Below are 12,375 nucleotides of genomic sequence, written 5' to 3' on the forward strand. Positions count from 1 at the left end.
GTTCGATTGACGCCTCGAGCGGGCTCGTCTCAAACTCCGCTGTAGCCCACATCCCAACGGAGACGTCGTCCATGCCCGAAAAAACCAGTGTAGCCGGTATCGCCCTCGTGCTGGCCCTGACCGCCGGCGCCGCCGTCGCTGCGACCTCGGTGGAAAAGGCCGTCGCCCTGCGCCAGGCCGGCTACAAGGAAATGGGCAAGTCGTTCAAGGCGATCAATGACGAGCTCAAGAAGGACGCGCCGGACACCAAGCTGATTGCCGCGGAGGCCAAGAAAGTCCACGGCTTCTCCCTGGCCATCCCCAAGTGGTTCCCCAAGGACTCCGGTCCCGAGACCGGGATCAAGATGCGCGCCAAGGCCGACATCTGGGCCGAGCCCGCCAAGTTCGCCGACGCCACCAAGGCGTTGCAGGTCGAGAGCCAGAAACTGCGCGTCGCGGCCGGCAAGGGCGATATCGAGGCCGTCAAGGTGCAGTTCAAGGCCACCGGCGGCGCCTGCGGCGGCTGCCACAAGCCGTTCCGCGCCGAGGAAAAATGAGCCAGCCGACAACCCCTCGCGTGCCCGGGGTGGCGCTATGGGATCTGCCCACCCGGATCTTCCACTGGGCGCTGGTGGTGCTGATCCTGGTCGCCTGGTTCTCGGCTGAGGAGAACATGCTGCTCCACAGGTGGTCAGGCTATGGGGTGCTGGGCCTGCTGGTCTTCCGGCTTTGGTGGGGCGTGGCCGGCGGCTCGACCGCGCGGTTCGCGAGCTTCCTCACCGGCCCCAGTGCGACCCTGGCCTATCTGAAGACCGTGGGCGAACGCAGCCCCAGCCATGCCGCCGGGCACAATCCCGTGGGCGCCTGGAGCGTTGTGGCGATGATCGCCGTGATGCTGGCTCTGACCGTGCTGGGTCTGTTCGCCGGCGACATCGACGGCGTCGAGTCCGGGCCCCTGTCGTACATGGTGGACTTCGACACCAGCCGGCTCTGCGCCGAGTGGCACGAGCTGCTGTTCCGCGTCCTGCAAGGGCTGGTCGTCCTGCACCTGCTGGCCGTGGCCTATTATTGGGCCTGGAAGCGCCAGAACCTGATCGGGGCCATGATCACCGGCAAGAGCGCCTTCGCCGCCGAGCCGCTGCGGCGGGGAAGACTATGGAGCCTGCTGGTGGGACTGATCCTGGCGGTGGGCGTCGCGTGGGCGGCGGCCAAGGGGCTGCGGCTCTAGCCCCCGTTGGCCGCGTCGCGCAGGCAGCCCAGCCAGGCTTCCTCGCGCGCCTTCTCGGCTTCGCGCAGCTTGGTCTCGGCCTCGCGGACCCCTTCGTCGTGCTTGCGCCATTCCAGCACAGCGCCCTCGCGGGCGGCGCGGGCGGCTTCCATGGTCGGGAAGCGGGCGAGGACGGCGCGGACGCTGTAGTTGACCGGCGGACCCACGGTCTCGCGGTCGGGATAGAAGCCGGTGATGGAGTCCGCGGTTTCGCTCTCGATGTGGAAGACGTCCGCCCAGCCCGCATGGTGACGCATCAGGGCCCAGGGCCGTTCAATCCGGTCGGTCATCGATCGCTCCTAGAATCCGTGGCCGCAAACTAGCGCGGTCAGCGGCGCACTCCAACGCCGTAGGCGTCAGATTCCGGCTCCTTCGCCGGGGAGCGTCCGAGGATCGTGGAACGCGACCACATCGCCCCCCTGGTCGCGGCCGACCCCGATGCGCGGACAGGCGTCGCGCAGAGCGCACAGGTCACAGGCCGGGTCGAAGTGGCTGCAGATCGACTGGCCGTGGGCTTTGAGCAACCAGTGCAGCTCGAAGAACCGGTCGGCGTCCCATTCGGCGGGGGCCTGTTCCATCAGGCCGTCAAAGGCCAGGGTCCGGTCGCCGCCGCGCGGGGTGAGGCCGAGCCGGGCGCTGACCCGGTGGACATGCGTGTCGACGGTCAGGACCGGCCGCGCCAAGGTGCTGAAGTTCAGCGTCGCCGCCGCAGCCTTGACGCCGACTCCCGGCAGTCGGGTCAACCACTCCATGGCCTCGTCCAGCGGCTCGTCCTTCAGGAAGTCGAGGTTGAGTTCGCCGCGCTTGAGGATGATCACCCGGATCAGGATCGGAAGCCGCCGCGCCTTGTCCTCGGCGAAAGTCACTGGATCGATCACCGGCTCGATCTGGGTCGGATCGGCCAGGGTCAAGGTCGCCCAGTTCGGGAAGGCCGCGCGCAGGCGGATGAAGGCGGCCCAGGCCACCTCGTCATAGGTGCGCGCGCTGATCACCGCCTTGATGAGCTGAGAGACCGGATCCATCCGATGCTCGGCCCTCTGCGGCCCGAAGACCGCGCGGAGCCGGTCGCGGACGGCCGGCAGGTCGGAGGGGAGGGCGAGTCGGATTTGCATGAGCCGATAAGAACAAACACGGAACATTTGTCAACGGCCCGGCTTGACCCTACCAAGGAGGCCGGTCGGAAACGGGAAGAGCCAAGATGAAGCCGGCGTCGGTGTCCGACTATCGCGAACTGGCGCGGCGCAGGCTGCCGAAGATGTTCTTCGAATATATCGATGGCGGCAGCTACGCCGAGGTGACCTTGGGTCGCAACGTGGCCGACCTCGAGGCCATTGCGCTCCGCCAGCGGGTCATGCGCGACATGAGCCAGCTGGACATGAGCGTCGAAGTGTTCGGCCAGACCATGAGCTTTCCGGTGGGCCTGTCGCCGGTGGGGATGGCGGGCATGTACGCCCGCCGCGGCGAGGTTCAGGCGGCCAGGGCCGCGGCTTCGGCGGGCGTGCCGTTCTGCCTCTCGACGGTGGGGGTCTGTTCCGTCGAGGAGGTGGCGGCCTCCGGCGCGGCGCCCTGGTTCCAGCTCTACATGCTGAAGGACCGCGGCTACATGGCCGAGCTGCTGGCGCGCGCCAAGGCGGCCGGCTGCAAGGTCCTGGTCTTCACGGTCGACCTGCCGCTGCCGGGTTCGCGCTATCGCGACATCCGCTCGGGGTTCACCGGGGCGAACGGCCTGTCGGGGGCGCTGAACACCGCCTGGCAGGGGGCGACCCATCCGGAGTGGCTGTGGGACGTCTGGCTGCATGGCCGGCCGCACACCCTGGGCTGCGTGCAGAGCGCCGTCACCGAAGGCCGGCGGGTCACCGATTTCCTCAGCTGGATCGCCAGGAACTTCGACCGCACCGTCACTTGGTCCGACATCGACTGGGTGCGGAAGACCTGGGACGGGCCCATCGTCATCAAGGGGGTGCTGGATCCGGAAGACGCCCGCGAGGCGGTCAAGGCGGGCGCGCAGGGCCTGGTGGTCTCCAACCACGGCGGGCGGCAGCTGGACGGAGTGCGGTCCTCGATCTCGGCGCTGCCGGCGGTGGTGGACGCGGTCGGCGGCGATTTGGAGATCTTCATGGATGGCGGGGTGCGCTCCGGGCTGGACGTGCTGAAGGCGCTGGCCTTGGGCGCCCGGGCCTGTTTCGTCGGCCGGGCCTGGGCCTACGCCCTGGGCGCCGGGGGCCAGCCGATGGTCGAGAAGATGCTGGGGACCCTGCGCAGCGAGCTCGCTACGGCCATGATCCTCACCGGATGCAACGCCGCGCGAAGCGCCGATAAATCGCTACTAGACGTCGCACCTTAGAAAATCTTTTCAATTCCGCAGGTTCTGACCCATCGACAAGGGTTGATCTTGCCGTGTAGATGCGCGCCGAATTGGCGTGCGGAACGGTCGGGTTTGGCCGCGTCCGTGCACGCCTGCGAGCTTACGAGTGAGGGACGCCGATGGGAGCTCCGGAACGTCAAGGTCTGTACGACCCGCGCAACGAACACGATGCGTGCGGCGTGGGGTTTGTGGCCAATATCAAGGGCCGCAAATCGCATGAGGTCGTGGCCTGCGGCCTGGAGATCCTGGTCAATCTGGACCATCGCGGCGCCGTGGGCGCCGATCCGCTGGTGGGCGATGGCGCCGGGATTCTGATCCAGATTCCGGACGGCCTGCTGCGCGACTGGGCCGGCAAGGAGGGCGTCGATCTGCCCCCGCCCGGCGACTACGCCGTGGCCATGTGCTTCCTGCCGCAGGACGCCGCCGCCCGCGAGGTGGCCGTCCACCAGTCCGAGCACTTCCTGAAGGAGGAAGGCCAGACCTTCATCGCCTGGCGCGACGTGCCCATCAACACCGAGGGCCTGGGCGCGGCGGTGCTGGCCCAGATGCCGGTGATCCGCCAGGCCATCGTCGGCCGCGGCCCCAACACCAAGGACCAGGACGCCTTCGAGCGGAAGCTGCTGACCGTGCGCAAGCAGCTCCAGAACCCCCTGGCCGAGATGGCCACGCGGATGAACCTGCCGGGCCTGACCCAGCTCTACCTGCCGTCCTTCTCGACCCGGACGGTGGTCTATAAGGGCTTGCTGCTGGCCGGCCAGGTGGGAACCTTCTACGAGGATCTCGCCAACCCGATCACGGAATCGGCCCTGGCCCTGGTCCACCAGCGGTTCTCGACCAACACCTTCCCGTCCTGGAAGCTCGCCCACCCCTACCGGTTCATCGCCCACAACGGCGAGATCAACACGGTGCGCGGCAACGTGAACTGGATGAACGCCCGCCGGCGCACGCTCGAGAGCGACCTGCTGGGGCCCGACCTCAACAAGATGTGGCCGCTGATCCCGCACGGCCAGTCGGACACCGCCTGTCTGGACAATGCGCTCGAGCTGCTGCTGGCCGGCGGCTACCCGCTGGCGCACGCGGTGATGATGCTGATCCCGGAGGCCTGGGCCGGCAATCCGCTGATGAACGCCGAGCGCAAGGCGTTCTACGAGTACCACGCCGCCCTGATGGAGCCGTGGGACGGCCCGGCCGCCGTGGCCTTCACCGACGGCCGCCAGATCGGCGCGACCCTGGACCGCAATGGCCTGCGTCCGGCCCGCTTCGTGGTCACCGACCAGGACCATGTGATCATGGCCTCGGAGATCGGGGTCCTGACCGTTCCGGAGGAGCGGATCGTCCGCAAGTGGCGGTTGCAACCCGGCAAGATGCTGCTGATCGACATGGAGGAAGGTCGGATCATCGAGGACGAGGAGATCAAGGCGACCCTCTCCCAGGCCGAGCCCTACGCCGAATGGCTCTCCCAGACCCAGTTCAAGCTGGAAGAGCTGCCCGAGATCGCCTTCAACGAGGCCCACGCCAACGACGGCGCCCAGCTCCTCGATCGCCAGCAGGCGTTCGGCTACACCCAGGAGGACGTCCAGTTCTTCCTCGAGCCGATGGCCCGGACGGGGGAGGACCCGATCGGTTCCATGGGCGCCGACACCCCCATCGCCGTGCTCTCAAAGCGCCCGAAGCTGCTCTACGAGTATTTCAAGCAGAACTTCGCCCAGGTCACCAATCCGCCCATCGACCCGATCCGCGAGGAGCTGGTCATGAGCCTGGTCTCGATGATCGGGCCGCGGCCGAACCTGCTCGGTCGCCACGCCGGCACCCACAAGCGGCTGGAAGTCTCGCAACCGATCCTCACCAATGAGGACCTGTCGAAGATCCGCTCGATCAGCGAGCTGGTGGACGGCTCGTTCCGCACCGCCACCATCGACGCCACCTGGGCGGCCGAGGAGGGCGTGGCGGGGCTCGAACGCGCCCTGGACCGCGTCTGCCGCGAGGCCACCGACAATGTCCTGGCCGACAAGAACATCCTGATCCTGTCGGACCGGGAGGTCTCGTCCGACCGCATCCCGATCCCGGCGGCGCTGGCCACCGCGGCCGTGCACCACCACCTGATCCGCCAGGGCCTGCGCATGCAGACCGGCCTGGTGATCGAGACCGGCGAAGCTCGCGAGGTGCACCATTTCTGCGTGCTGGCGGGATATGGCGCGGAAGCCGTGAACCCCTACCTGGCCTTCGAGACCCTGGAGCAGATCCGCGTCTCCACCGGTTCGACCTTGTCCGCCTACGACGTGCGCAAGAACTACATCAAGGCCGTCGGCAAGGGCGTCCTGAAGGTGATGTCCAAGATGGGCATCTCCACCTACCAGTCCTATTGCGGCGCGCAGATCTTCGACGGCGTCGGCCTGTCGAGCGAGCTTATCGAGCAGTACTTCACCGGCACCGCCACCACCATCGAGGGTGTCGGCCTGCGCGAGATCGCCGAGGAAACGGTGCGCCGTCACCGCGACGCCTTTGGCGACAACCCGATCTACGCCTCGATGCTGGACGTCGGTGGGACGTACGCCTTCCGCCTGCGCGGCGAGGAGCACGCCTGGACACCCGAGACGGTCAGCAAACTTCAACACGCGGTGCGCGGCAATTTGCCGGATGAATACAAGGTCTTCGCGGCGGGGATTAATGAACAGTCTGAGCGCCTGCTGACCATCCGCGGCCTGATGCGCTTCAAGACCGCCGAGACCCCGATCGTTCTCGACGAGGTCGAACCCGCGGCCGAGATCGTCAAGCGTTTCGCCACCGGAGCGATGAGCTTCGGCTCGATCAGTCGCGAGGCCCACACCACCCTGGCCATGGCCATGAACCGCATCGGCGGCCGGTCGAACACCGGCGAGGGCGGGGAGGAGGCGGATCGCTTCGTTCCGCTGCCGAACGGCGACTCCATGCGCTCGGCGATCAAGCAGGTGGCCTCTGGCCGGTTCGGCGTCACCGCCGAATACCTGGTCAACGCCGACGACATCCAGATCAAGATGGCCCAGGGCGCCAAGCCCGGGGAGGGCGGTCAGCTGCCCGGCCACAAGGTGGACAAGAATATCGCCCGGGTCCGGCACTCGACGCCGGGCGTGGGCCTGATCAGCCCGCCGCCGCACCACGACATCTATTCGATCGAGGACCTGGCCCAGCTCATCCACGACCTGAAGAACGTGAACTCCAAGGCCCGCATCTCGGTGAAGCTGGTCTCGGAAGTCGGCGTGGGGACGGTCGCGGCTGGCGTGGCCAAGGCCCGCGCCGACCACATCACCATCTCGGGCTACGAGGGCGGCACCGGCGCCTCGCCGTTGACCTCCCTGACCCATGCGGGCTCGCCCTGGGAAATCGGCCTGGCCGAGACCCAGCAGACCCTGCTGCTCAACGGACTCCGCACCCGCGTGGCGGTCCAGGCCGACGGCGGCCTGCGCACTGGGCGCGACGTGGCGGTGGCCGCCCTGCTGGGGGCCGATGAGTTCGGCTTCGCCACCGCGCCGCTGATCGCGGCCGGCTGCATCATGATGAGGAAGTGCCACCTCAACACCTGCCCGGTGGGCGTGGCCACCCAGGACCCCGTGCTGCGCGCTCGCTTCACCGGCCAGCCAGAGCACGTGATCAACTACTTCTTCTTCGTCGCCGAAGAGCTGCGCGAGATCATGGCGGAGCTGGGTTTCGCCACGGTCAACGAGATGATCGGCCGGGTCGACCGGCTGGAGATGCGCCACGCGGTGGACCACTGGAAGGCCGGCGGCGTCGATCTCTCCAAGCTCCTCTACGCTATCCCGTCCGAGAGCCCGACCGGCCTCTGGAACATGGACCGCCAGGACCACGGCCTGGAGAAGGCGCTGGACAACACCCTGATCGCCGACGCCCAGGCGGCGCTGGAGGAGGGCAAGCCTGTCCTGCGCGAATACCCGATCAAGAACATCAACCGCACCGTCGGCGCCATGCTGTCGGGCGAGGTTGCGCGCCGCTACGGCCATGCCGGCCTCCCGGACGACACCATCAGCTTGAAGTTCCGCGGCCAGGCCGGCCAGAGCTTCGGCGCCTTCGCCGCGCGTGGGATCAGCCTGGAGCTGACCGGCGACGGCAATGACTATGTGGGCAAGGGCCTGTCCGGCGGCCGTGTGGTCGTGCGCCAGCCGCCCGAGGCCAACCGTGACCCGACCGAGAACATCATTGTCGGCAATACGGTCCTTTATGGCGCCATCGCCGGGGAGGCCTATTTCGAGGGCGTGGCCGGTGAACGCTTCGCCGTGCGCAACTCCGGCGCGGTGACGGTGGTGGAAGGCCTGGGCGACCACGGCTGCGAATACATGACTGGTGGCGTGGTGGTGGTGCTGGGCGACACGGGACGGAACTTCGCCGCCGGGATGTCGGGCGGCGTGGCCTATGTCTACGACCCGAAGGGCCGGTTCGACGCCCTGTGCAACAAGGCCATGGTCGACCTGGACCGCGTGAGCGTGACCGGCCCGGGCCACGACAACGCGCCCAGCCAGAAAGCCGTGTCGGTCGAGAACAGCGGCATGGGCGACATGCTGTCCTTCGACGCTGAGCGCCTGCGCATCCTGATCGAGCGCCACCACCTCTATACGGGGTCGCGGCGCGCCCGTGAGATCCTGGAATCCTGGGAGAGCTCGCTGGGGGCCTTCGTCAAGGTCATGCCCAAGGACTATCGGCGCGCCCTGGTCGACATGGCCGCCGAACGCCAGGCGGCCGCGGCCGTCGCGGCCGAATAGCTTTCAAAGTCGGGGAGTTAAGAGCATGGGCAAGCCCACCGGCTTTCTTGAGATCGAGCGCCAGGATCGCGTCTATGATGCGCCGTCCGAGCGCCTGAAGACCTGGAAGGAATTCACCCAGCCGCTGGCGCCGCCGGCCGTGGCCGGTCAGGCCGCGCGCTGCATGGATTGCGGGATTCCGTTCTGCCACACCGGCTGTCCGGTCAATAACCAGATCCCCGACTTCAACAATCTGGTCTATCGCGACCAGTGGATGGCGGCGCTGGAGAACCTGCAGTCGACCAACAACTTCCCGGAGTTCACCGGCCGGGTCTGCCCCGCGCCGTGCGAGGCCGCCTGCACGCTGAACATCGTCGACAGCCCCGTGACCATCAAGACCATCGAATGCCAGATCGTCGATCGCGGTTGGGACGAGGGCTGGATCAAGCCGCAGGGCTCGCCGCGCGGCACCGGGAAGCGAGTCGCGGTGGTGGGTTCGGGCCCGGCAGGCCTGGCCTGCGCGCAGCAACTGGCCCGCGCCGGCCATGCGCCCACCGTGTTCGAGAAGAGCGACCGGATTGGTGGCCTGCTGCGCTACGGCATCCCGGACTTCAAGATGGAGAAGCATCTGATCGATCGCCGGATCGCCCAGATGGAGCAGGAAGGCGTGATCTTCCGCACCAATTTCGAAGTCGGGGTCACGGTCTCGGTCCAGCGCCTGCTGGACGACTACGACGTGCTGGTCATGGCCGGTGGGGCGGAGAACCCGCGCGACCTGGAGATTCCGGGCCGCGAGCTTCAGGGTGTCCACTACGCCATGGACTTCCTCACCCAGCAGAACAAGCGCAACGCCGGCGACGACGAACTGCGCGCCGCGCCGACCGGGGCGATCTCGGCCACCGGAAAGCATGTGATCGTGATCGGTGGCGGCGACACCGGCAGCGACTGCATCGGCACCTCGAACCGCCATGGCGCGGCCTCGGTCGCCCAGCTCGAGATCATGCCGCAGCCGCCGGCCCGCGAGAACAAGTTCATGACCTGGCCGGACTGGCCGCTGAAGCTGCGCACGTCGTCCAGCCAGGAAGAGGGATGCGAGCGCGACTTCGCCGTGACCACCAAGCAGGTGCTGGGCTCCAACGGCAAGGTCGAGGCCATCGAGTGCGCGCGCATCGAATGGGTGGCGGGCGCGGACGGTCGTCTGAGTCCGCAGGAAGTCCCGGGCAGCGCGTTCAAGCTGCCAGCCGACCTGGTCCTGCTGGCCATGGGCTTCGTGGGCCCGCGCCACAATGCGTTCGTGGAGCAGGCCGGCGTCGAGTTGGACCCGCGCGGCGCCGTCAAGGCCCCGGTCACGGACTACAAGACCTCGACGCCGAACATCTTCTCCTGCGGCGACATGCGGCGCGGCCAGTCCCTGGTGGTCTGGGCGATCCGCGAGGGCCGCCAGTGCGCCCAGGCCGTCGACGCCTACCTGATGGGCGTCAGCAAGCTGCCGAGATAGTCGCCGACCACCGGTAGGTGAGCTTGGCCTTTCGGGGACGCGATGAGCCGCGCTAAACCGGAGGTATGATCGCTTTCCGCGCCGCGGTGTTCGCCGCCGTCATCGTCCTGGTTCCCAGCCTCGCCAGCGCGCAGCCCGAATCGCTCACCGTCTATAAGGGCGCGACCCTGATCGACGGGACCGGCGCGCCGCCCAAGCCCGGCATGTCGATCCTGGTCAAGGGTGAGCGGATCGAGCGGGTCTGGCGCGACGGCGAGGTCGCCTTCAAGCTGCCGCCGCAAACCAAGGTGGTGGACGTCGCCGGCCAGTATGTCTTGCCGGGCCTCACCGACAGCCACCAGCACCTGGCCACGCCGCCCGCTCGGGCCTGGGCCGAGGCGGAGCTGAAGCGCAGCCTCTATGGCGGGATCACCTCGATCCGCGACATGGCCGACGACCTGCGTAACGTGGCCGACCTGTCCCGCGCCGAGCGGATCGGCGAGATCGCCGGGCCCGATATCTACTACGCCGCCCTGATGGCTGGCCCCTCCTTCTTCGAGGACAAGCGGGTGCATGCGGCCTCCCGTGGCGCCAAGGCCGGCGAGGTCGGCTGGATGCAGGCCATCGGGCCGCGGACCGATCTGCCCCTGGCCGTGGCCCAGGCGCGCGGTCTTGGGGCCTCGGCGATCAAGGTCTATGCGAACCTGCCAGGCGAAACGGTGGCCGCGATCGCCGCCGAGGCCCACCGCCAGGGCGTGCCGATCTGGGCCCACGCGGCGGTGTTTCCCGCCACCCCCGAGCAGGTGCTGGACGCCAAGGCCGACGTGGTCAGCCATGTCTGCATGCTGGCCTACCAGGTGTCAGACCCGGTCCCCGGCCAGTACCACAATCGCGCCGCCGTCGAGGAAGGCCGGTTCGGCAAGGACGTCCATCCCGCAATGGCCGGGCTCTACGCCAGGATGAAGGCCGATGGCGTCGTTCTGGACGCCACCGTGAGCATCTATGAGGCCATGAAGGGCCGGCCGACCAAGCCCTACTGTTCGACGGAGTTGGCCGCGCGACTCACCCACGAGGCGCTGGAGGCGGGCGTCACCATCTCCGCCGGCACCGATGGCGCCTCGGCGCCGGAGGCCGCCTATCCGTCGCTGCACGAGGAGTTGGAGCTGCTGGTCGACAAGGCGGGCTTCACCGCCATGCAGGCCATCGTGGCCGCCACCCGCAATGGCGCGCTCTCGGTGCGCAAGGACCCGGACTTCGGGACCATCGAGGCCGGGAAGCTGGCCAACCTGGTGTTCGTCGCCAAGGACCCCACCGCCGACATCCGCAACCTGCGCACGGTGGTCACCACCGTGAAGCGGGGCGTGGCCTATTCCCGCGCCGACTACGATCCCCAAGCCGACCTGGCCGCACGAAGGAGCCAGCCATGATCTCCCGCCGCGAGACCCTGGGCTTCGCCGCCGCCCTCGCCGCGGGCCCGGCCTTCGCCCGCACCGAAAAAGCGATCATCGTCAACGCCTTGGGCGGACTTTCGAATCCAAACCTGCAGATCGGACGGCCGGCGGGACCGGCGGCCGACGCCGCCTCCGTCGACTTCGACGCGCGGGGCCTGCGAGAGGCCAAGGCGTCCGGCCTGACGGCGGTGAACATCACGCTCGGCTATGTGGCCGGGCCCCAGGAGCCTTACGCCTATACGCTGAAGACCCTCGACGTCTGGGACAGGATCATCGCCGACATCGCCGCCGACCTGACGCTGGTGCGCAGGGCGGCCGACATCGCCAAGGCCGGGGCCGACGGCAAGATCGGGGTGATCTACGGCTTCCAGAACTCTGTGCAGATCGGCGAGAACCTGGAGCGCATCGACGAGTTCGCCGCGCGCGGGGTGCGGATCGTCCAGGTCACGTACAACCTCCCGACCATGATGGGCGACGGCTCCATGGCGCCGGAGAACCGCGGCCTGACCCCGCTGGGGCGTGAGCTGGTGGCCGGCCTGAACCGCGCCCGGCTGATGGTCGAACTGTCGCACTCGGGCGAGCGGACCTGCCTGGACGCCATCGCCGTGTCCAAGGCGCCCATCTCGATCAACCACACCGGCTGCCGGGCGCTCACCGACCTGCCGCGCAACAAGACCGACGCCGAGCTGCGCGGGGTGGCGGAGAAAGGCGGCTTCGTCGGCATCTACTTCATGCCGTTCCTGAACCCGACCAGCCAGGCCAGCGCCGCCGACGTGGTGGCCCATATCGAGCACGCCCTGAAGGTCTGCGGCGAGGACCATGTGGGGATCGGCACCGACGGCTCGGTGGCCACCATCGACGACATGGAGACCTACAAGGCCGCGCTCGCCCAGGAACACGCCGAGCGCAAGGCCGCCGGCATCGCCGCCAAGGGGGAACGGGCCGACACCCAGCCCTTCGTCCTGGATCTGCGGGGGCCCGACCAGTTCCACAAGCTGGCGGGGCTGCTCGCGGCCCGGGGCCACAGCCAACGGGTGATCGACAAGGTGCTGGGCCGGAATTTCATCAGCTACGCCGAGCGCGTCTGGGGCTAGCCCTTCAGTCGC

Annotated in this window: 9 protein-coding genes; 7 read left to right on the plus strand and 2 right to left on the minus strand. The window is 68.2% G+C overall.

Annotation, left to right across the window (positions count from 1 at the left end; genetic code table 11):
* Window positions 1–71 precede the first annotated feature (71 nt).
* Both Q8Q88_RS14940 and Q8Q88_RS14945 read left to right on the plus strand, forming a co-directional pair.
* Window positions 72–536, plus strand: a complete 465-nt coding sequence (locus Q8Q88_RS14940; protein WP_305675983.1) for a cytochrome c — start codon at window positions 72–74, stop codon at window positions 534–536.
* The gene (locus tag Q8Q88_RS14945) at window positions 533–1,207 is read left to right on the plus strand and encodes a cytochrome b/b6 domain-containing protein (protein WP_305675984.1); all 675 of its coding nucleotides are present in this window, start codon (window positions 533–535) and stop codon (window positions 1,205–1,207) included. Before Q8Q88_RS14940 ends, Q8Q88_RS14945 begins: the two co-directional genes overlap by 4 nt.
* On the opposite strand, the gene Q8Q88_RS14950 is transcribed toward Q8Q88_RS14945, so the two are convergent.
* Entirely contained in the window at window positions 1,204–1,536 is a 333-nt protein-coding gene (locus tag Q8Q88_RS14950; protein ID WP_305675985.1) for a hypothetical protein, read from the minus strand. The two genes, Q8Q88_RS14945 and Q8Q88_RS14950, sit on opposite strands and share 4 nt — an antisense overlap.
* A 66-nt stretch (window positions 1,537–1,602) precedes the next feature.
* The gene (gene nth, locus Q8Q88_RS14955; protein ID WP_305675986.1) at window positions 1,603–2,358 is read right to left on the minus strand and encodes an endonuclease III; all 756 of its coding nucleotides are present in this window, start codon (window positions 2,356–2,358) and stop codon (window positions 1,603–1,605) included.
* Between the two features lie 86 nt (window positions 2,359–2,444).
* Between nth and Q8Q88_RS14960 the strand changes: the two genes are divergently transcribed.
* The 5 genes from Q8Q88_RS14960 to Q8Q88_RS14980 all read left to right on the plus strand — a co-directional run bounded on the left by Q8Q88_RS14960 (window position 2,445) and on the right by Q8Q88_RS14980 (window position 12,363).
* Window positions 2,445–3,590, plus strand: coding sequence for an L-lactate dehydrogenase (locus Q8Q88_RS14960; RefSeq protein WP_305675987.1), 1,146 nt, complete (start codon window positions 2,445–2,447; stop codon window positions 3,588–3,590).
* A 140-nt stretch (window positions 3,591–3,730) separates the two neighbouring features.
* Entirely contained in the window at window positions 3,731–8,362 is a 4,632-nt protein-coding gene (gene gltB, locus Q8Q88_RS14965; protein ID WP_305675988.1) for a glutamate synthase large subunit, read from the plus strand.
* A 25-nt stretch (window positions 8,363–8,387) separates the two neighbouring features.
* Window positions 8,388–9,839, plus strand: a complete 1,452-nt coding sequence (locus Q8Q88_RS14970) for a glutamate synthase subunit beta (RefSeq protein WP_305675989.1) — start codon at window positions 8,388–8,390, stop codon at window positions 9,837–9,839.
* 65 nt (window positions 9,840–9,904) lie between these two features.
* A complete protein-coding gene (locus Q8Q88_RS14975; RefSeq protein ID WP_305675990.1) occupies window positions 9,905–11,245 on the plus strand; it encodes an amidohydrolase family protein in 1,341 nt (446 codons plus the stop codon).
* On the plus strand, window positions 11,242–12,363 hold the full coding sequence (locus tag Q8Q88_RS14980) for a dipeptidase (protein ID WP_305675991.1): 1,122 nt from the start codon (window positions 11,242–11,244) through the stop codon (window positions 12,361–12,363). The genes Q8Q88_RS14975 and Q8Q88_RS14980 overlap by 4 nt, the downstream gene beginning before the upstream one ends.
* The last annotated feature ends 12 nt before the right edge of the window (window positions 12,364–12,375 follow it).

Origin of the sequence: Phenylobacterium sp. (genome assembly GCF_030697925.1) — a bacterium.
Classification (GTDB): domain Bacteria; phylum Pseudomonadota; class Alphaproteobacteria; order Caulobacterales; family Caulobacteraceae; genus Phenylobacterium.